This is a genomic window from Mycobacterium sp. 852014-50255_SCH5639931 (assembly GCF_001665605.1).
Classification (GTDB): Bacteria; Actinomycetota; Actinomycetes; order Mycobacteriales; family Mycobacteriaceae; genus Mycobacterium; species Mycobacterium paraffinicum.
The window spans coordinates 1-21864 of record NZ_LZSV01000044.1 but is presented as its reverse complement, the minus strand read 5'-3'; the positions used below and the strand labels follow the sequence as shown (position 1 = coordinate 21864).

Below are 21864 nucleotides of genomic sequence, written 5' to 3'. Positions count from 1 at the left end.
GTGTCGGCGCTGAATTCGAAGCGGCGGCGGGCCGCCTCTAAACTCACCCGCGTGGTAACCACCCGTGCACGGCTCGCCCTCGCCGCGGGAGCGAGCGCGCGCTGGGCTTCGCGGGTGACCGGACGCGGGGCCGGCGCGATGATCGGCGGGCTGATCGCGATGACCCTGGACCGCTCGGTCCTCCGTCAGCTGGCGGCCGGCCGGCGCACCGTCGTCGTCACCGGAACCAACGGGAAGTCGACCACCACCCGGATGACCGCCGCCGCGCTGGGCACGCTGGGTTCGGTGGCCACCAACGCCGAAGGCGCCAACATGGACGCCGGGCTGGTGGCCGCGCTGGCGGCGAACCGCGAGGCGCCGCTGGCGGCCCTGGAAGTCGACGAGATGCACGTGCCGCACGTGTCGGACGCCGTGGATCCCGCCGTCGTCGTGCTGCTCAACCTGTCGCGCGACCAGCTGGACCGGGTCGGCGAGATCAACGTCATCGAACGCACCCTGCGCGCCGGGCTGGCCCGGCACCCGAACGCCGTCGTCGTCGCCAACTGCGACGACGTCCTCATGACGTCGGCGGCCTACGACAGCCCGAACGTGGCGTGGGTGGCAGCGGGGGGCTCGTGGGCGAACGACTCGGTCAGCTGCCCGCGCAGCGGCGAGGTGATCGTCCGAGACAGGGGGCATTGGTATTCCACCGGCGCCGACTTCAAGCGGCCCAGCCCGCAGTGGTGGTTCGACGACCACACGCTGTACGGGCCCGACGGGCTGGCCCTGCCGATGCGGTTGGCGCTGCCGGGCGCGGTGAACCGCGGCAACGCCGCCCAGGCCGTGGCCGCCGCCGTCGCGCTGGGCGCCGACCCCGCGAAGGCCGTGGCGGCCGTGTCGAGCGTCGACGAGGTCGCCGGGCGCTACCGGACCGTCCGGGTCGGCGCTCACGAGGCGCGGATCCTGCTGGCCAAGAATCCGGCCGGCTGGCAGGAGGCGCTGTCGATGGTGGACAAGCAGGCGGCCGGGGTCGTCATCGCGGTCAATGGGCAGGTGCCCGACGGCGAGGACCTGTCCTGGCTGTGGGACGTGCGCTTCGAGCATTTCGAGAAGACGGCGGTTGTCGCCGCCGGCGAGCGGGGCACCGACCTGGCGGTGCGCCTCGGCTACGCGGGCGTCGACCACACCCTGGTGCATGACACCGTGGCGGCCATCGCGTCCTGCCCGCCGGGGCGGGTCGAGGTCGTCGCCAACTACACCGCCTTCCTTCAGCTGCAACGGGCGTTGGCGCGCCATGGCTGATTCGACGGTGCGGATCGGGCTGGTGTTGCCCGACGTGATGGGCACCTACGGCGACGGCGGCAACGCGCTGGTGCTGCGTCAGCGGCTGCGGTTGAGGGGGATCGCCGCGGAGATCGTCGAGATAACGCTGGCCGACCCGGTGCCGGACTCACTGGACGTCTACACCCTGGGCGGGGCGGAGGACTACGCGCAGCGGTTGGCCACCAAGCACCTGATCAAGCACCCCGGGCTGCAGCGCGCCACCGAGCGCGGAGCGCCCGTGCTGGCGATCTGCGCCGCCGTTCAGGTGCTGGGGCGGTGGTACGAGACGTCGGCGGGTGAACGGGTCGACGGCGTGGGCCTGCTCGACGCGACCACCTCGCCGCAGAACGTCCGCACCATCGGCGAACTGATCACCAAGCCGCTGTTGCCGGGCCTGACCCAACGGCTCACCGGTTTCGAGAACCACCGGGGCGGCACCGTGCTAGGCCCGGCCGCGTCGCCGCTGGGCGCGGTGGCCAAGGGCGCGGGCAACCGGGCGGGCGACGGCTTCGACGGCGCGGTGCAGGGCGGCGTCGTGGCCACCTATATGCACGGGCCGTGCCTGGCCCGCAATCCCGAGCTGGCCGACCTGCTGCTGAGCAAGGTCGTGGGTGAGCTGGCGCCGCTGGACCTGCCCGAGGTGGACTTGCTGCGCCGGGAACGGTTAGGGGCGCGCTGACGTGCGGAATGACATCGCGAGAAGCGGCCGGCCGGGGTTGGCGGGCGGCGGAGCCCTGCTAGTCGCGGCCGCATTGATTACGCCGGTGCCGGCGCACGCCACCCCGGAGGTGCCGAGCGGTCGTTACACCGTGCTCTATACCGACAGCGACAAGTCGACCACGTGGCTTTTCGCCCCCTGCGGGTCGGACTGCACTCTGGCGACCTCGCAGGACGGCGGGACGTTCGTCATCAGCTGGGAGTTCGACCTCGCGAACGGACGCTGGACCCACAGCGGCGCGACGCAGGCGCCGTGCGCGAACGGAACATCGGTTCCGGCAACCGTCGACTACAGCTTCGACGCCGTGTCGCTTGCCGGTGAGGGCCGGACGACCACGTCCGACGGGTGTGGCGGTCCAGGCTCGACCGTCACCCGGCCGTTCCGATTGACCAAAACCTGAGCGACCTCAGACCATCGCCCGCCGGCCCGCCAGCGCGCGGCCCAGCGTCAGTTCGTCGGCGAACTCCAGGTCGCCACCCATCGGCAGCCCCGACGCGATCCGCGTCACCGTCAGCCCCGGGATGTCGCGCAACATCCGCACCAGGTAGGTGGCCGTCGCCTCACCCTCGGTGTTCGGGTCGGTGGCAATGATCACCTCGGTGATGTCGACGTCGTCGACCCGCTCACCGATCCGGCTCAGCAGCTCGCGGATCCGCAGCTGATCGGGCCCCACGCCCGAAAGCGGATCCAGCGCGCCGCCCAACACGTGGTACCGGCCGCGGAACTCGCGGGTGCGCTCGACGGCCTGGATGTCCTTCGGCTCCTCGACGACGCACACCAGCGAGCCGTCCCGGCGTGGGTCCGAGCAGATCCGGCAGCGCTCGTTGTCGGAGACGTTGCCGCACACCGCGCAGAACCGCACGCCGTCGCGGACCTTCCCCAGCGCCGCGGTCAGCCGGTCGATATCCGGCGGTTCGACCGACAACAGGTGGAAGGCGATGCGCTGGGCGCTCTTTGGCCCGATGCCCGGCAGCTTGCCGAGCTCGTCGATCAGATCCTGGACGGGTCCTTCAAACATGTCGGAAGATCTAGAGCCCCGGCGCCGGGGCCGGAGGCTGGCCCGGGGGTGGGCCGCCGAAACCGCCGGCCAGCGCGCCCAGCCGCTCCTGCGCCATGCGGGTGACCTGCTTCGACGCGTCGCCCATGGCCCCGACGATCAAGTCCTGCAGCGTCTCGACGTCCCCGGGGTCGACGACCTTGGGATCGATCTGCACCGCGACCACCTCGCCGCTGCCTTTGACGGTCACCCTGACCAAGCCTCCGCCGGCCTGCCCGTGCACCTCGGCATTGGCCAGCTGTTGCTGGGCTTCCATCAACTTCTGCTGCATCTCCTGCGCCTGGGCCAGCAGCGCCGACATGTCGCCTCCGGGTTGCATGACAGTCCCCTCGCATCTTGGTCTCGAGTTGGTTTCGCCTGCGGGTGTCCGGCGATTCGAAACACCCAGCGTAGACCGCGCGACGCTACCTTTGCGCCGTGGACCTACGAGTGAGCAGGCGTGTCGGCATCAGGTTGGTCATCGGCGTGCTGGTGGCCGCTTCGGCCGCGATCACCCCGACCGCCGCCCCGCCGGCATGGGGGGTCCCCTCCAACATCGCCGGCATGGTGGTGTTCATCGATCCCGGCCACAACGGCTCCAACGACGCGTCCATCGGCCGCCAGGTGCCGACCGGTCGCGGGGGCACCAAGGATTGCCAGGCGAGCGGGACGTCGACCAACAGCGGCTACCAGGAACACACCTTCACCTGGGACACCGCGCTGCGCGTCCGCGCGGAATTGAACGCCCTCGGCGTCCGGACCGCCATGGCGCGCGGCAACGACACCGGGCTGGGGCCGTGCGTCGACGAGCGCGCCAACATGGCCAACGCGTTGCACCCAAACGCCGTCCTGAGCATCCACGCCGACGGCGGCCCGGCATCGGGCCGGGGATTCCACGTCAACTATTCGGCCCCGCCACTCAACCAGGTCCAGGCCGGACCGTCGGTGCAGTATGCCCGGATCATGCGCGACCAGATGCAGACCTCCGGGATTCCGCCGGCCAACTACATCGGCCAGAACGGGCTGTACGGACGCTCGGACCTCGCCGGGCTGAACCTGGCGCAGTACCCGTCGATCCTGGTCGAGTGCGGGAACATGAAGAACCCCGCGGACTCGGCGCTGATGGAGTCGGCCGAGGGCAGGCAGAAGTACGCCGACGCGATGGTCCGCGGCGTCGCGGGTTTCCTCGCCTCGCAGGGCCAGGCGCGCTAGGCGCACGCCGCCCGCCCAGCGCCTCCCCGCCGGCCGTGCGACCAATCGCGGCTTAACGCACAGCTAACTCCTAGGTCGCTTCGAAGAATTTGCCTCAACCCGGCGCGCTCCGGGGTCACCTTATGTATGGTTTGTTGCACGCATGTCGACTTGCGGTGGGAGAGCCGATGATCAACCCGTCGACGACGACAACGACAACTTGTTCGCCTGGGCCGGCGACAACCGGCGCGGGACAACTTCTGGCGGGCCTCCGCCCGAGTCGCAGCCGGTTGCCGGATGGTCGAGATCGCAGCCATTCGCGCTGCATCTTCGCGGCGCGCGACGACGAAACGACGGCGGCCGAGCCACCCCGGTCGTCCATTCCTATGGCTTCAAGCCGGGCGAAGTCGGATGGAGTTTGAGGACCCCGCCCTTCCAATGACGAGGCGACAATCAAATGTCCGGCCTCCGCGAAACTCTGGCCACTTCGGTACCAAATGCCGACCGAGCCTATTGCCGAATACCGGGGCTTTGGGCACCCCAGATTTGCTTAGTCGGGTAATCAGCAAAGTGCAGCGAGGGCCGGAACCACGCCGCGCCGATTTCTTCGAGGTGGACGGCCGAATTTTCCAGGGGACGGCCGATTATTCGGCCGTCGAACCGAACTTCGGTTATGTCTTTGCGCTGGTAGACCTGGCGATTCCGGCCCGTGAGCCCGACAGTCGATCAATTGGAATGCGCACCGGTATGGCGTCCGGCATCGGTCGTATCCCGCCGCAACCAATTGTCGAAGATGCGTCGACTCGACCAGGCGCGCCCATCGACAAATACGAATTCGACCGCGGTTACCGCCCCGCCGGATAAGAAGAGGTGAAGGGCCGTGGAGAAACCAACTTTCACTCCCACTGCTGTCATCGGCATGGCCTGTCGACTGCCTGGCGGCATCGACTCCCCCGAGCGGCTGTGGGAGGCGTTGCACCGTGGGGACGACCTGATCACGGAAGTGCCGCCGGACCGATGGGACGCCGACGAGTATTACGACCCCCAGCCGGGGGTTCCGGGTCGGTCGGTGACGAAGTGGGGCGGGTTCCTCGATGACGTCGCCGGGTTCGATTGCGAGTTCTTCGGGATCAACGAGCGCGAGGCCACCGCGATCGACCCCCAGCACCGGTTGCTGCTGGAAACTTCCTGGGAGGCCATGGAGCACGCCGGCCTGACGCGAGAGACCATGGCCGACTCGCTAACCGGTGTGTTCGTCGGTCTGACGCACGGCGACTATCAACTGCTGGCCGCCGATGCGAACGCGGTGGAGGCGCCGTACGGGTTCACCGGCAGCAGCTTCAGTCTGGCGTCGGGGCGGATCGCGTACGCCATGGGCATTCACGGTCCCGCGATGACGGTGGACACCGCATGTTCGTCGGGTCTGACCGCGGTGCACCTGGCCTGCCACAGCCTGAGCGACGGTGAAAGCGACCTTGCCCTGGCGGGTGGCGCGGCGGTGATCCTGGATCCGCGGAAGTTCGTCGCAGGTTCCGCGGAAGGCATGCTTTCCCCCACCGGTCGGTGTCATGCGTTCGACGTCGCGGCTGACGGGTTCGCGTCTGCTGAAGGCTGCGTCGTCGTATTACTCAAACGGTTGCCCGACGCGCTGCGTGACGGTGATCGGATTTTGGCGGTAATCCGCGGCACTGCCGCCAACCAAGACGGCCACACCGTCAACATCGCCACACCGTCGCGCGCGGCGCAGACCGCGGTGTACCGGGCGGCGCTGGCCGCCGCCGGCGTCGACGCCCGCAGCGTCGGCATGGTCGAGGCGCACGGCACCGGCACGCCCGTCGGTGACCCGATCGAATACGCCAGCCTGGCCGCCGTTTACGGCACCGACGTCCCCTGCGCGCTGGCGACGGTGAAGACCAACCTGGGTCATGCGCAGTCGGCCGCCGGAACGCTCGGGCTGATGAAGACGATCCTGGCGTTGCAGCACGGCATGATCCCGCAGAATCTGCACTTCGCGCGGCTGCCCGACGAAATGGCCGCAATCGACACCAAACTGTTTGTGCCGCAGACGATCACACCGTGGCCGACGAATGGTCATCATCCCCGGCGGGCGGCGGTGTCGTCGTACGGGCTTTCGGGAACGAACGCACACGCCATAGTGGAGCAAGCCCCGGCGCAGGTTCCGGAAGCCGCTGTGCCCGAGTCGGCCGTACCTCTGCTCTTCCCGCTGTCGTCCACCTCGGCCGACGAATTGCGTCGCACCGCCGGCCGCCTGGGCGACTGGGTCGCAGCGCATGAGGATGTGGCCCTGACGGACCTGGCCTACACCCTGGCGCGTCGGCGCGTGCACCGCCCGGTACGCACCGCCGTCATTGCGAGTGGCCGGCCGGAGCTGGTGAAGGCTTTGCGCGAGGTCGCCGACGGCGACACTCCGTATCAGGCCGCGGTCGGGCAGGATGACCGCGGGCCGGTCTGGGTCTTCTCGGGGCAAGGTTCGCAGTGGGCTCAAATGGGAGCCCAGCTGCTGGCGACCGAACCGGTGTTCGCGGCGACCGTCGCGGCGGCCGAGCCACTGATCGCCGGCGAGGCCGGGTTCTCGGTGACCCAGGCGCTGACCGCCTCGGAGACCGTGACCGGTATCGACCGGATTCAGCCGACCCTGTTCACCATGCAGGTCGCGCTGGCCGCCACCATGCGCTCCTACGGGGTGCATCCCGGCGCGGTCATCGGGCATTCCCTGGGTGAAGTCGCTGCGGCCGTCGTCGCGGGAGCGCTGTCGCTGGAAGGCGGGTTGCGCGTCATCTGCCGGCGCTCCCGCATGATGTCCCGCATCGCCGGCGCGGGTGCGATGGCTTCGGTGGAACTGCCTGCGCAGCAGGTGCTTTCGGAATTGGTGACCCGGGGCGTCGACGATGTCGTGGTGGCGGTGGTGGCGTCGCCGCAATCCACGGTGATCGGCGGTGCCACCCAGACGGTGCGCGACCTGGTCGCGGCCTGGGAGTCGCGCGACGTGATGGCCCGCGAGATCGCCGTCGACGTCGCCTCGCACTCCCCCCAGGTGGATCCGATCCTCGACGATCTGGCCGACGCGCTCGCCGGGCTACATCCGATGCCGCCCGAAATTCCCTTCTACTCGGCGACCCTCTACGACCCGCGCGAGCGGCCGGTCTGCGATGCCGGGTATTGGGTGCAAAACCTGCGCCAGATGGTGCGGTTCGCGCCGGCGGTACGGGCCGCTCTGGAGGAGGGGTACCGCGTCTTCGCGGAGCTGGCACCCCACCCGCTACTCACCCATGCGGTCGAGCAGACCGCCCGCAGTCTCGACATGCCGCTGGCCGCCCTGGCCGCGATGCGTCGCGAGCAAGCACAGCCTTACGGCTTACGTGGCTTTGTCGCGGATCTGTACAGCGCGGGCGCCGCGATCGACTTCTCCGTGCTCTACCCGGACGGGCGACTGGTTGACGCGCCGCTGCCGACCTGGACGCACCGACGGCTGTTGTTGAGCCGCGGCGGTCAACCCTCAACGCACGGCGGCTGCACCGTTGCGGTGCATCCGCTGCTGGGCGCCCACGTGCGCTTGCAGGAGCAACCGGAACGCCACGTCTGGCAGGCGGAGGTCGGCACCGCCGCCCAGCCCTGGCTGGGCGATCACCAGGTTCGCGATGTGACCGTGTTTCCGGGCGCTGCTTACTGCGAAATGGCGCTGACGGCCGCGCGCACCGTTTTCGGCAACGCTTCCGAGGTCCGTGACTTGCACTTCGAGCAGGCGCTGCTGCTGGACGAACAGACCACCATCGGAGCCTCGACAGCGTTGTCATCAACGGGCGTCGCCGATTTCGCGGTGGAGTCCGATGACGGGGGCGAGCAAGTGCAGTTGATCACCGCTGGGCTCTATGCCGCCGCGGCGGATCCCCCGCCCCCACATGACATCTCCGCGCTGCTCGCCGCGCACCCGGGCCGCGAGGACGGCGCCGAGGTGCGCCGGCGCCTGGACGAGCGTGGTGTTCGGTACGGTCAGGCATTCAGTGGACTCACCGCGTTGCACATCGGCGCGGGGACAACCCGCACCGTGCTGGCCGAGGTCGCGCTACCCGGTCAAATCCGCTCGCAACAAGATGCCTACGGGGTGCACCCGGCGCTGCTGGATGCCTGCTTCCAGTCCGTCGCGGCCCACCCCGAATTGCAATCCCTGGGCGAAGACGCGCTGGCATTGCCGCTCGGGCTCCGGCGGCTCCGCTCCTACGGTCCTGCCCGCGGCGTCCGCTACTGCTACACACGGGTGACGAAAGCCGATGCTTCTGGAGTTGAGGCTGACCTCGAAATGCTCGATGAGAACGGGGTCGTCCTGCTCGCCGTGCAGGGGCTGCGATTGGGTGCCGGGGCAGCCGAGAACGACCACGACGAACGGCTGCTGGCCAAGCGATTGCTGACGATCGAATGGCGGCAGCGAGAACTGCCGGAGGCCGAACACCGCAACCCCGGAGCCTGGCTGGTCATCGGCACCGCCGCAGACACCGTTGCCCCGTTGACGGAGGCGCTGAAACAGCTTGGCGCACAATGCACCACGATGTGCTGGCCGCCGCACGCCGATCACACCTCGAACTCCGAACAGCTTCGAGATCGTCTGCGTGCCGGCGCATTCAGCGGTTTGGTGATCGCGGCGGGGCCCGGGAAGGGTGACGCCGATGACCGGTCGCCGGCGCTGGGCCTCGAGTCCGTGCAACACCTGGTGCATGTCATCCGCGAACTGCCCGACACACCCGGCCAACTCCCCCGCCTCTACATCGTCACGCACAACGCCCAGACCGTGGTGGCCAGCGACGTGCCCAATTTGGAGCAGGCCGGGCTGCGGGGCTTGCTGCGGGCGATCGGCGCCGAGCATCCGCACCTGGGGGTCACCCAGATAGACATGGACGACGACACCGAGGCCGAGCAGCTCGCCCGCCAACTGCTCGCCGGGTCGGAGGAAGACGAGACCGCCTGGCGGCACGGCGCTTGGTACACGGCGCGGTTGGCCCTCAGCCCGCTGCGGCCCGAGGAGCGGCGAACCACCATCGCCAACCTCGAGCGCGACGGCATCCGCCTGCAAATCCGCACGCCGGGCGATCTGGAGTCGGTGGAATTCATTGCCCGGGACCGGGTTACACCAGGCCCCGGCCAGATCGAGGTGGAAATCAGTGCCTCCAACATCAACTTCGCCGACGTGCTGGTCGCGTTCGACCGCTATCCCGCCTTCGAGGGCCGACGACAGCAGCTAGGCACCGATTTCGCCGGCGTGGTGACCGCCGTCGGACCGGGGGTGACCGACCACAAGGTTGGCGATCATGTTGGGGGTCTGTGTGGCGACGGCTGCTGGGGCACGTTCATCACCTGTGACGCTCGCCTGGCGGTGACGCTGCCGGCCGGACTCTCCGATGGGCAGGCGGCGGCGGTGCCAACCGCGCACGCCACCGCGTATTACGGCCTGCACGACCTGGCTCATATCAAGGCCGGTGATCGCGTGTTGATCCACTCCGGTACGGGCGGGGTCGGACAGGCGGCGATCGCGATGGCCCGGGCCGCAGGTGCCGAAATATTCGCCACCGCGGGCAGCGAGCACCGCCGACAACTGCTGCGCGACATGGGCATTGAGCATGTCTACGATTCGCGCAGCACCGAGTTCGCCGACCTGATCAGGCGCCAGACCGACGGGTACGGCGTAGACATCGTGCTCAACTCGGTCCCCGGCGCCGCCCAGCTCGCGGGGCTCAAATTGCTGGCTCTCGGTGGCCGATTCATCGAAATCGGCAAGCGGGACATCCGATTGGGCCTCTTCTCGTTCCGGCCCAACCTCGCGTTCCACGGCGTCGACCTGGCGCTGCTGTCGTACAGCGAACCGGACCGGGTTCACGACTTGTTGGCCACCGTGTACCAGCTCATCGCGGACGGTGTGCTCCCAATTCCGGAGAGCACGCACTATCCGCTTGCGGAAGCCGGCAACGCCATTCGAACGATGGCCGGCGCCGGGCACACCGGCAAGATCGTGCTCGACGTCCCACACACCGGCCGCCACCGGGTGACGGTACCGCCGGCGCAGGCCCCGGTTTTCCGCCCCGACGGGGCCTACCTCGTCACGGGGGGCCTTGGGGGTCTTGGGCTGTTCTTGGCGGAGAAGATGGCCGCCGCGGGATGTGGGCGCATCGTGCTGTCTTCACGCTCAGAGCCGACGCACACCGCGCTGCAGACGATCGAGCGGATCCGCGCGACCGGCGCCGACATCGTGGTGGAGTGCGGGGACATCGCGCAACCCGACACCGCGCGCCGGTTGGTGGCCACGGCGACCGCTACCGGGCTCGCGGTGCGCGGCGTCTTGCACGCGGCCGCGGTGGTGGAGGACGCCACGTTGACCAACATCACCGATGAACTGATCGAACGCGATTGGGCGGCAAAGGTTCACGGCGCGTGGAACTTGCACACCGCCACCGCGGGCCAGCCGCTGGACTGGTTCTGCTCGTTCTCCTCGGCGGCCGCGCTGGTGGGCTCGCCGGGGCAGGCCGCCTACGCGGCCGCCAACAGTTGGGTCGATGGCTTCACCCACTGGCGGCGGGCTCGGGGACTGCCGGCGACCGCGATCGCCTGGGGACCCTGGGCAGAGATCGGGCGTGCGACCACTCTGGCGGAGAATTCCAACATTGCGATCGCGCCCGACGAGGGCGCTTACGCATTCGAAGCGATACTGCGCCACGATCGGGCCTATACCGGCTATGCGCCGATCACCGGTACCTCCTGGCTGGCGCTTTTGGCCGAGCGCAGCCCGTTTGCGCAGGCGTTCCGCTCTGTCGGGCAAAACCAAACGGGCACAAGCAAACTCCGTGCCGAGCTCGATGACCTGCCGATGGACGAGTGGCCCACATGGCTGCGGAGGATGATCTCCGATCAGGTCAGCCTGATCTTGCGTCGCAGCGTCGATCCCGACAGGCCGCTCTCGGGGTACGGCTTGGACTCACTCGGCGCCCTCGAACTACGAACCCGCATCGAAACCGAAACGGGGGTGCGCATCCCGTCGGCTGACATCTCCACCATAACGATCCGCAGTCTGGCGGGTCTGCTGTGCGAGAAGCTAGCGCCCGCTAGTGCGGCCTGACACCGAGGGGGGTCGGATGGAACGTGACGACCGGGCGCTCCCGCTGACGCCCGGGCAGTTGGACATTTGGCTCGCGCAGGAGACGGGCCGCTTCACTGCGGAGTGGCAGCTTGGACTCTTCGCGAAAATCGAGGGCCGGTTACAGCTAGAGCCCTTCGAGTGGGCGATCCGCCGGGCGCTGCAGGAGGCTGAACCGGTCCGAGCAACGTTTTTTGAAGACCAGGGCCAGGTTTTCCAGACGACGATTGATGATCCGAAACTCGACCTGATTTTCCACGACCTGACCGGGTCGCATCGCCCCCTGCAACAGGCCTACGAGATAGCCGCGTCCATTCAGCGCACGCCGATGCCGCTCACGGGACCGCTGTTCCGGTTCGCGCTATTTCAGACACGGCCCGACGAATGCTATTGGTTCACGTGCTGCCACCACATCGTCGTGGACGCATCGGGCATTGCGCTGGTCGGCCACCGGATCGCCACCCTCTACTCGGCCGTTGTCGCGGGCGCGTCCATGCCACCTCCGTTCTTCGGCTCGCTCGAGGACTTGATCAGGTGCGAGGCAGCGTACGAAGCGTCGCCCGATTATCAAGAGGATCAGGCGTATTGGGCACATAACCTGCCTCCGGAAAGCGGATTCGGGCACTGGCTGCAGTGCGATGCGAGCGAGCCCGGCGCTTCTCGATCCTCCGCGCCGGTTCGCCTGGACCCGGTGGTCCTGCGCCGGATCCAAGAGTCGGCACAGGTGCGCGAAATGCCCCGATCGTCGGTTATCACCGCGGCGTGCGCGCTGCTGGTACACGGCTGGTGCGCCCAAGGCCCTGAGGTGGCAATCGACTTCCCGGTAAGCAGGCGAGTCGATCCGGAGTCGAAGACCCTCCCCGGGGTTTTTTCCGGGGTCGTGCCGCTGGTCGTGACGGTATCACCGGACGCTACGGTCGCCGATTTCTGTCGGCATGTTGACCGCCGGATTCGGGAAACGCTGCAACACCAGCGGTTTCCGGTGCAAGCCCTGGAACGCAAGGCCCGCATCCCCGGCCGGAGCCAGCGGGCCCACAGGGTGAGCGTCAACTTTCTTCCGTCCGCATTCACCTTGGACTTCGGCGGACTGCCGGCTTCGGCGTCATTCACCAATTCTGGCCTGACGGACGGCTTCGGGTTGTTCTTCTCTGCCGCCGGTGACGAACTTCTGTTCGGCACGGAGGGCACCGGCCAACCATTTCCGACGCTCGGCGTCACGGACCTGGCGGAGCGCCTGCAAGAGGTCTTGCTGGCGATGACGGCCGACCCGGGCCGGCGGCTCTCCTCGATCGATCCGTTCGGCGCCGACGAATACGGCCGACTCGATGAGTCGGGAAACCGCGCGGTGCTCACACAGGCGTCCGCCCAACCGGTTTCGATTCCCGAGTCATTCGCCGCGCAGGTAGAGCGCGCACCCGGGGCGGTGGCAGTGCGGTTCGCGGGCCGGTCGATGACCTACGGGGAGCTCGATCAGGCTGCGAATCGCCTGGCGCACCTGCTGACTGAACATGGCGCGGGCCCGGGCGAGTGTGTCGCGTTGCTGTTCAACCGTTCCCCTGAGGCCGTCGTCGCGATGTTGGCGGTACTCAAGAGCGGTGCGGCATACCTGCCGATCGATCCGCAACATCCACGTTCCCGCATCGAGTTCATGCTGAACGACGCCACCCCGATCGCCGTCTTGACCACCGCGGAACTCCGGTCGCGGCTGGACCGGTGCAACCAGGTGGTCATCGACGTCACGGACCCCGCTGCCGACGCCCGACCCAGCACCGCGTTGCCGCTGCCCTCACCCGATGACATCGCGTACATCATCTACACCTCGGGCACCACCGGCGTGCCGAAAGGTGTTGCAATCAACCACCACAACGTGACCCAGCTGCTGGCGTCGCTGAACTCGCAGGGCCAAGTGTGGGCGCAGTGGCATTCGTTGGCCTTCGACGCTTCGGTTGAAGAAATCTGGAGCGCCCTGTTGTTCGGCGGCCGGTTGGTGATCGTGCCCGAGTCGATGGCGGGCTCACCGGAAGACCTGCACACACTGCTGCTCACCGAACAGGTCAGCGTCCTGAGCCAAACCCCCTCAGCAGTCGAAGGATTGTCCCCCGAACGTTTAGGATCTGCGGCGCTACTGGTGGCCGGTGAGGCTTGCCCCGCCGAGACCGTCGATCGTTGGGCGCCTGGGCGGGTCATGGTCAACGGCTACGGCCCCACCGAGACCACAGTGTGCGCGTCGAGGAGTGCACCGCTGACCGCCGGAACGGGCGCGCCGCCGATCGGCGCGCCGGTGCCCGGAGCGGCGTTGTTCGTCCTCGACGCGTGGTTACGTCCGGTGCCCGCCGACGTGGTCGGCGAGTTGTACATCGCCGGGCGCGGTGTGGGAGTGGGGTACTGGCGCCGGGCCGAGCTGAGCGCGTCGCGATACGTGGCCTGCCCGTTCGGGCCGCCGGGAACGCGGATGTATCGGACCGGGGATCTGGTGCGCTGGCGCCGCGACGGCCAGCTCGATTACCTCGGGCGCGCTGACGAGCAGGTCAAGCTCCGCGGCTACCGCATCGAACTCGGCGAAATTCAGGCCGCCCTGGCGGCACTGGATGGCGTCCAACGGGCCGCGGTGATCATGCGCGAGGACCGTCCCGGCGACAAGCGATTGATCGGCTACCTCACCGAAACCGAAGCTGGGGCTGTCGATCCCGCTGCCGCGCGGGCGGCGTTGGCCGAGCGGCTACCCGGATATATGGTGCCCGCGGCCCTCATGGTGTTGCAGTCAATGCCGTTGACGATCAACGGCAAACTCGACACCCGCGCCCTGCCGGCACCCGAATACGGCGACGCCGATCGATACCGGGCCCCCACCAACCCCACCGAGGAGATCCTAACCGGCATCTACGCCCAGGTGCTCGGGGCGGAGCGGGTCGGCGTCGACGAGTCGTTCTTCGACCTGGGCGGGGATTCACTGTCGGCGATGCGCCTGGTCGCCGCGATCAATAAGTCGATGGATGCCGGGCTCTCGCTGCGCACGTTCTTCGACGCGCCCACGGTCGCGCTGCTGGCACCCCGGCTCAATGGAGATGCGGCCAAGCGCGAGCCATTGCTGGCCGGCGAGCGTCCCGCCAGGGTTCCGTTGTCGTTCGCCCAGAGGCGACTGTGGTTCCTCGAGCAATTGCAGGGCGGCACAACCACATACAACATGCCGACCGCCTTCCGAATCGGCGGGCCACTGAACTTCGAGGCTCTTTGCGCGGCGCTCGACGACGTCGTCACCCGGCACGAACCCCTGCGCACCGTTTTTCCCGACCTCGACGGCGTGCCCTTCCAGCGGGTGCTGCCGCCCCAGAGCCGGATGTGGCAACGCGGCGATGCCGCGATAGTGCCGCTGGCTGAGCAGGATGTAGCCGGCGAGTTGACGTCGCTGGCCGGTCATCGATTCGACCTGTCGACCGAGATCCCGATCCGTGTGCAGATCTATTCGCTCGGCTCCGAGCGGTATGTGGTGGGAATCGTGGTGCACCATATCGCCTTTGACGGGCTGTCACTGGCTCCGATGGTGCGAGACATCACCGCGGCGTACGGGGCGCGGCAGCGGGGCCTTGCTCCGGGTTGGGTTGGGCTGCCGGTGCAATACGTGGATTACACGTTGTGGCAGCGGACCCACTTCGGCGACCTCGATGACGCCGATAGCCCGATCGCCACACAGCTGGCGTATTGGGAGGATGCGCTGGCCGGGATGCCCGAGCGCGTGGAGTTGCCCACGGATCGGCCGTATCCGCCGGTCGCCGATCAGCGTGGGGCCACTGTGGCGGTGGATTGGCCCGCGGAGTTGCAGCAGCGGGTGCGGGCTGTCGCCCGCGAATGCAACGCGACCAGTTTCATGGTGATGCAGGCCGGATTGGCCGTCTTGCTGTCGCGACTCGGCTCGACTTCGGATGTGGCGCTCGGCTTTCCGATCGCCGGCCGTGACGACCCCGCGCTCGACGATTTGGTCGGATTCTTCGTCAACACCCTGGCGCTGCGGGTGGACCTGACCGGCGACCCCACGGTGGCCGAGCTGCTGGCCCAGGTCCGGCTGAAAGGGCTTGCCGCTCTCGAGCATCGGGATGTGCCTTTCGAGGTGCTCGTCGAGCGGCTGAATCCGGCGCGGTCGCTGACCCATCATCCGTTGGTGCAGGTGATGCTGGCCTGGCAGAACCTGCCGGGAAGCACAGGTGACCCGGGCGCCGGGTTGGCGTTGGGTGATTTGGAGGTCGCGCAGCTGCCGATCGCCACTCACACCGCCCGCATGGATCTGACGTTCAACTTGGCCGAGCGCTTCACCGATGCCGGTGAGCCGGCGGGGATTTCGGGAGCCGTGGAGTTCCGCACCGACGTCTTCGAGCCCGGCACCGTCATCGCCTTGGTCGGCCGGTTGCAGCGGGTGCTGGCTGCCATGACCGCCGACACGCGGGTGGCGTTGTCGTCGATCGAGGTGCTCGACTCCGATGAGGCCGCGCGGCTCGACGTGCTCGGCCACCGCGCGGTGTTGGCCCGGCCGGCGGAGGCGGTCTCGATCCCCGCGTTGTTCGCAGAGCAGGTGGCGCGCGCCCCGGAGGCGGTGGCGCTGCGCTGCGGGCCGCGCTCCTGGACCTACCGCGAACTCGACGAGGCCTCAAACCGGTTGGCTCACCTGCTCGTCGAATACGGTGCTGGTCCGGGCGAGAATGTAGCGCTGCTGTTCACCCGCTCGGCCGAGGCCATCGTCGCGATCCTGGCCGTGCTCAAGACCGGGGCGGCCTACCTGCCGATCGACCCCGCGGTCCCCGATGAGCGGATTGCCTTCCTGCGCAAGGACGCCGCACCGGTCGTGTCGATGACCACCGCCGCGCTGCGTCACCGCTTGGGCGAGTGCGACCCGGTGGTCCTCGAGGTCGATGATCCCCGCATTGACGGCCAACCCAGCACTGGTCTACCGGCCGCGGCGGCAGCAGGTGTCGCGCACATCATCTACACCTCGGGCACCACCGGAGTGCCCAAAGGCGTTGCGGTCAGCCACCACAACATCACCCGGCTGTTCGACGCCCTGCAGGTCGGAATCAGGCTGGGGCCCGAGCAGGTGTGGACCCAATGTCACTCCTACGCCTTCGACTTCTCGGTGTGGGAGATCTGGGGCGCCCTGCTGTTCGGCGGCCGGCTGGTGGTGGTGCCCGACGAGGTGACCCGCTCCCCCGACGACCTGCACGCGCTGCTGATCGCCGAACAGGTCACCGTGTTCAGTCAAACCCCCTCCGCGCTCGCGGCGCTGTCACCGCACGGGTTGGAGGCGGTCGCGCTGATGGCCGCCGGGGAGGCGTGCCCACCGGAGGTGGTGGACCGATGGGCCCCGGGCCGGCTGATGCTCAACGGGTACGGCCCTACCGAGACCACCGTCTACGCCACCATCAGCGCCCCACTCACTCCCGACCGTGCGGCCGTTCCCATCGGCGTGCCGGTGCCCGGGGCGGCGCTGTTCGTGCTCGATCCATGGCTGCACCCGGTGCCGCCCGGGGTCGTCGGCGAACTGTATGTGGCCGGCCGCGGTGTCGGCATCGGCTATATCAACCGGGCGGGGTTGACGGCGTCGCGATTTCTGGCCTGCCCCTTCGGGCCGCCGGGAACACGAATGTATCGCAGCGGGGATCTGGTCCGGTGGGCCTCCGATGGACAACTCGACTACCTCGGCCGTGCCGACCAGCAGGTCAAAATCCGCGGCTACCGCATCGAACTCGGCGAAATCCAGGCCGCGCTCGCCGCTCTCGAGGGCGTTGAGCACGCCGCGGTCATCACCCGCGAAGACCACCCGGGCGACAGGCGGCTGGTCGGCTACATCACCGAAACCCGCCCCGGCACAGTCGATCCTGCCACCGCGCGCGCCGCACTGGCCAACCGGCTCCCCGGCTTCATGGTGCCCGCAGCGATCGTGGCGGTGGACGCGCTGCCCATCACGGTCAACGGCAAGCTCGACGCCCGCGCCCTACCCGCGCCCGACTACACCACCGAGCACTACCGCGCCCCGACCACACCGGTCGAAGAAATCCTGGCCGCCATCTACGCCCAGGTGCTCGGCATAGAGCGGGTCGGCATCGACGACTCCTTCTTCGACCTCGGCGGCGACAGCATCTTGTCGATGCAAGTGGTGGCCCACGCCCGCGCGGCCGGGCTGAGCTGTCGCCCCCGCGACATCTTCGTCGAACAAACCGTGGCCCGGCTGGCTCGCATCGCCGGAATCACCGACGGGCACGACACGGTCATCGATGAGGGTGTCGGGCCGATCAGGCCCACCCCGATCATCCGCTGGCTGTTCGACATCGACGGCCCCGTCGACCAGTTCAACCAAACGATGGTGCTCCAAGCGCCGCCCGGCGTCACGCCTACCGACGTGCTCGCCGTCCTGCAAGCTTTGATCGACCACCACCCCGTGTTGCGGCTCCGAGTCGACGGGGACGGCCCCGAGGGACGCACGCTGACCGTCCCCGAGATCGGGGTCGTCGACGCCGGTGAGTGCCTGCGCACGGTCGACGTGTTGAGCGATGAGGAGCTTGGCCGGGCCCGGTCGGAGCTCAGCCCCGCCGCCGGAGCCATGCTCGGCGCGCTGTGGGTGTCCAGCACCGGTCAAATGGTGCTGATCATCCACCACCTGGCCGTCGACGCGGTGTCGTGGCGGATTTTGTTGGAGGACTTCAACATTGCCTGGGCCCAACGCCACCGCGGCCAACCCATCAGCCTGCCCGCCGGCGGCACCTCATACCGGCGCTGGGCCGAAATCCTCGAGCAACACGCCCACACCCCGGCGGTCAGCGAGCAGGCCGACGCGTGGAAACACATCACCAGCGCCGCTGCCGGCCTCCCCCGCCCCCAACCGCAAGACACCCATACCAGCGCCGGGCACCTGACGGTCTCGCTGGACACCGAGACCACCCGCCGGCTGCTCACCGACGTTCCCGCGGCGTTTCACGCGGGCATCCACGAGATCTTGCTGATCGCCTACGCACTGGCCTGGACCGAATTCCTCGGCACCGGCGACGGCCCCCTTGGCATCGACGTCGAAGGGCACGGCCGCCACGACGACCTGGTCGACGACGTCGACCTGTCGCGCACGGTTGGCTGGTTCACCACCAAATACCCCGTGGCACTGAACGTCGGCGACCTGCGGTGGCAGCACGTCACATCCGGCGACGCGGCGCTGGGCTCAATTGTCAAGCGCATCAAGGAACAACTGCGTGCCGTACCCCATCCCCTGAGCTACGGACTGCTGCGATACCTCAACACCGACACCGATCTGGCCGGGCCCGACCCCACCATCGGATTCAACTACCTCGGACGCCTGGGCGCCCCACCCAACGCCCATATCTCTGGCGACCAGTGGCGGGTCGACCAGGGCAGCCTGGCGGTCGCCGGCGCTGCCGCCGAGGTGCCGATGCCCCTGTCCCACACCACCGAACTCAACGCCGCCACCATCGACACCGACACCGGCCCACAACTCAACGCCACGTGGACCTGGGCGCCCTCGGCGCTCGATGACACCCAGGTCGACCGGCTCGGCCGGCTCTGGTTTGACGCCCTCACCGGCATCTGCGCCCACGTCCAGAATGGCGGCGGCGGGCTGACCCCCTCCGACATCGCTCCCGCCCGGCTCACCCAACACCAAATCGACGAGCTGCAAGCACAATACGACATCGCCGACATCTTGCCGCTCACCCCCTTGCAGGAGGGACTGCTGTTCCACACCGCTCCCGATCTCGGTGACCTGTATGCGATGCAGCTCGACATCACCGTCACCGGGCCACTGGACCGCCACCGGCTGCACGACGCCGTACAAACCGTCATCAGGCGACACCCCAACCTGGCCGCCCGCTACTGCCCGCAATTCGACGAACCCGTGCAGATCATTCCTGCCGACCCTGAAATACCCTGGCAGTACCTCGAATACGAAGCCGAAGTCGACGAGGGCGCCGGGCGACTCCGCGCCGCGGAACGCGCCGCGGTCTGCGGCCTCACCGGCGGCGCGTCGACCTTCCGGGTGGCGTTGATCCGCACCGCCGAAGACGAGCACCGCATAGTGTTGACTTTCCACCACATCGTGCTCGACGGCTGGTCGCTACCAATACTGTTGCAAGAGATCTTCGCCAGGTACCAGGGCCGGCAGCTGCCGCCGGCCACCCCCTATCGCCGGTTCGTCACCTGGCTGGCCGAGCGAGACCTCGATGCCGCCAGGGCGGCCTGGCACAACACACTGGCGGGCTTCGACACTCCCACGCTCGTCGGCCCGCCGGCCCGAATCAAGCCCGGCACCAAGGCCACCAGTGCATTTGCGATAACCGAGTCCACCACGTCGGCGTTGAACGAGCTGGCGCGTTCCCAGCACACCACCGTCAACACCGTCCTGCAGGCAGCATGGGCGCAACTGCTGATGGGCATGACCAGCCAGCGCGACATCGTCTTCGGCACCGCCGTTTCCGGGCGGCCCGTCGAGCTGGCCGGCGCCGACACCATGGTGGGGCTGCTGATCAACACCGTTCCGGTGCGGGCCACCATCACACCGGCCACCACCACCGCCGGCCTACTGGGCCAACTCCATGCCGCGCACAACCACACCCTCGACCATCAACACCTGGCGCTGAACGAGATTCACCGCACGACCGGTCACGACCAACTCTTCGACACCCTGTTCGTCTACGAGAACTACCCGATCGGCGCCACCACGCTGGCGGGCGCGGGCGGGCTGGCCATTACCGAGTTCACCGGCCACGAGGCCAACCATTACCCACTGACCATGCAGGCCACGCCCGGCCCCGAACTGAGCTTCCGGATCGAGTACGACACCGGTGTATTCGACGCCGAAAGCATTGACACGCTCATCGACCGGCTGCGACGGATCATCGCGGCGATGATCGCTGATCCGCAACTCCCATTGTCGGCGATCGACCTGCTCGACGCCGATGAGCGCAACCGCCTCGACGACATGGGCAACCGGGCGGCTCTGGCCGGAGCCGCACCGGCGCAGGTGTCGATCCCGGAACTCTTCGCCGGCCAGGTGGCCCGCTCGCCGCAGGCGGTGGCCATCAGTTGCGCGGGCCGGTCGTTGACCTATCGGGACCTTGACGAAACGTCGAATCACTTGGCGCATTCGCTGTCTGGCCTCGGCGCCGGCCCCGGCGCGCGGGTGGCGCTGCTGTTGGAACGCTCCGCCGAAGCTGTCATCACCATGCTCGCGGTCCTCAAGACCGGGGCGGCGTACCTGGCGATCGATCCGGCCCTGCCCGACGAGCGGATCGGATTCATGTTGGGTGACGCCGCGCCGATCATCGCGGTCACCACCACCGCCCTGCGCCCACGGTTGGCCGGTCACGCCCTCGCCGTCATCGATATCACCGACGACCGCACGACCGCTCAACCCCGCTCCACCCTTCGGGCACCCGCCGCGGACGATATCGCCTACCTCATTTACACGTCGGGCACCACGGGCATGCCCAAAGGGGTTGCGATCAGCCATCGCAACCTGGCCCACCTGGTGGAGTCAGCGTCGGCCCACCTACCCGCGGAGCAGGTGTGGACGCAGTGTCACTCCTATGCGTTCGACTTCTCCGTGTGGGAGATCTGGGCCGCCCTACTCGGCGGCGGGCGCCTGGTCGTGGTGCCCGACCAGGTGACCAGATCACCGGACGACTTGCGCGCCCTGCTCATCGCCGAGCGCGTCACCGTGCTCACCCAAACGCCGTCGGCGGCCGCGGCGCTCTCCCCGCAAGGGCTGGAGTCGGTGGCGCTGCTGCTCGGCGGCGAGGCCTGCCCGCCCGAGCTGGTGGACCGGTGGGCCCCGGGGCGGGTGGTGATCAACGCCTACGGTCCCACCGAAACCACCGTCTACGCAACGCTCACCGCCCCATTGGCGGCCGGTTCGGGGACCGTCCCCATCGGGGCACCGGTATCCACAGCGGCATTGTTCGTCCTCGACGAGTGGCTGCACCCGGTGCCGCCCGGAGTGGTCGGCGAACTCTACGTGGCCGGACGCGGCGTCGGCGTCGGCTATATCGGCCGGCCCGGCCTGACCGCAGCACGGTTCGTGCCATGCCCCTACGGCGGGCCCGGCGCGCGGATGTACCGCAGCGGTGACCTGGTGCGCTGGGGACCCGACGGGCAACTGTGTTACCTCGGCCGCGCCGACGAACAGGTCAAAATCCGCGGCTATCGAATCGAACTGGGCGAAATCCAGGCCGCGTTGGCCGAACTCGACGGCGTCGAACAGGCTACGGTCATCACCCGCGAGGACCGCCCCGGCGACAAACGACTGATCGGATACGTCGTCGAAACCGCCTCCGGCACTGTCGATCCCGTTGCGGCGCGCGCCGCGCTGGCCGAGCGGCTGCCCGGTCACATGGTTCCCCAGGCGATCGTGGCGCTCAACGCGCTGCCGCTGACGGTCAACGGCAAGCTCGACACCCGGGCCCTGCCGGTACCCTGTCTCTTATACACATC

General features: G+C 68.4%; 9 protein-coding genes. 7 read left to right on the top strand and 2 right to left on the bottom strand.

Going from position 1 to position 21864, the window contains the following annotated elements; translation table 11 throughout:
- Positions 1 to 51 precede the first annotated feature (51 nt).
- From A5758_RS24485 to A5758_RS24475, 3 genes are read left to right on the top strand one after another with little or no spacing between them, the layout of a single operon-like run.
- Positions 52 to 1281: a Mur ligase family protein gene (locus A5758_RS24485; protein ID WP_067203901.1), complete on the top strand. Its 1230-nt coding sequence runs from the start codon at positions 52 to 54 to the stop codon at positions 1279 to 1281.
- Complete coding sequence (locus tag A5758_RS24480; protein WP_067203879.1) at positions 1274 to 1981, top strand: type 1 glutamine amidotransferase; 708 nt, start codon at positions 1274 to 1276, stop codon at positions 1979 to 1981. The genes A5758_RS24485 and A5758_RS24480 overlap by 8 nt, the downstream gene beginning before the upstream one ends.
- Before the next feature lies 1 nt (position 1982).
- Positions 1983 to 2420: a hypothetical protein gene (locus A5758_RS24475; RefSeq protein ID WP_082939283.1), complete on the top strand. Its 438-nt coding sequence runs from the start codon at positions 1983 to 1985 to the stop codon at positions 2418 to 2420.
- 6 nt (positions 2421 to 2426) lie between these two features.
- On the opposite strand, the gene recR is transcribed toward A5758_RS24475, so the two are convergent.
- Both recR and A5758_RS24465 read right to left on the bottom strand, forming a co-directional pair.
- Complete coding sequence (gene recR, locus A5758_RS24470) at positions 2427 to 3038, bottom strand: recombination mediator RecR (protein ID WP_067203880.1); 612 nt, start codon at positions 3036 to 3038, stop codon at positions 2427 to 2429.
- A 10-nt stretch (positions 3039 to 3048) separates the two neighbouring features.
- Positions 3049 to 3396: a YbaB/EbfC family nucleoid-associated protein gene (locus A5758_RS24465; protein WP_066955869.1), complete on the bottom strand. Its 348-nt coding sequence runs from the start codon at positions 3394 to 3396 to the stop codon at positions 3049 to 3051.
- Between the two features lie 98 nt (positions 3397 to 3494).
- On the opposite strand from A5758_RS24465, the gene A5758_RS24460 reads away from it, so the two are divergent.
- From A5758_RS24460 to A5758_RS24445, 4 genes are all read left to right on the top strand, one after another.
- Positions 3495 to 4268, top strand: coding sequence for an Rv3717 family N-acetylmuramoyl-L-alanine amidase (locus A5758_RS24460; protein WP_082939284.1), 774 nt, complete (start codon positions 3495 to 3497; stop codon positions 4266 to 4268).
- 510 nt (positions 4269 to 4778) lie between these two features.
- Positions 4779 to 5111: a hypothetical protein gene (locus A5758_RS24455; RefSeq protein ID WP_156622780.1), complete on the top strand. Its 333-nt coding sequence runs from the start codon at positions 4779 to 4781 to the stop codon at positions 5109 to 5111.
- A gap of 16 nt (positions 5112 to 5127) precedes the next feature.
- Positions 5128 to 11367, top strand: a complete 6240-nt coding sequence (gene pks2, locus A5758_RS24450) for a type I polyketide synthase (protein WP_067745561.1) — start codon at positions 5128 to 5130, stop codon at positions 11365 to 11367.
- Positions 11368 to 11383: 16 nt separating this feature from the next.
- On the top strand, positions 11384 to 21864 hold a 10481-nt coding region (locus A5758_RS24445), incomplete at its 3' end, for a non-ribosomal peptide synthetase (RefSeq protein ID WP_067745558.1).

What these genes read in the sequence shown, in the direction of transcription:
- A5758_RS24480 (WP_067203879.1), top strand. Translation starts at nt 1,274, where the DNA reads ATGGCTGATTCGACGGTGCGGATCGGGCTGGTGTTGCCCGACGTGATG.
- recR (WP_067203880.1), bottom strand. Translation starts at nt 3,038, where the DNA reads ATGTTTGAAGGACCCGTCCAGGATCTGATCGACGAGCTCGGCAAGCTG.
- A5758_RS24465 (WP_066955869.1), bottom strand. Translation starts at nt 3,396, where the DNA reads ATGCAACCCGGAGGCGACATGTCGGCGCTGCTGGCCCAGGCGCAGGAG.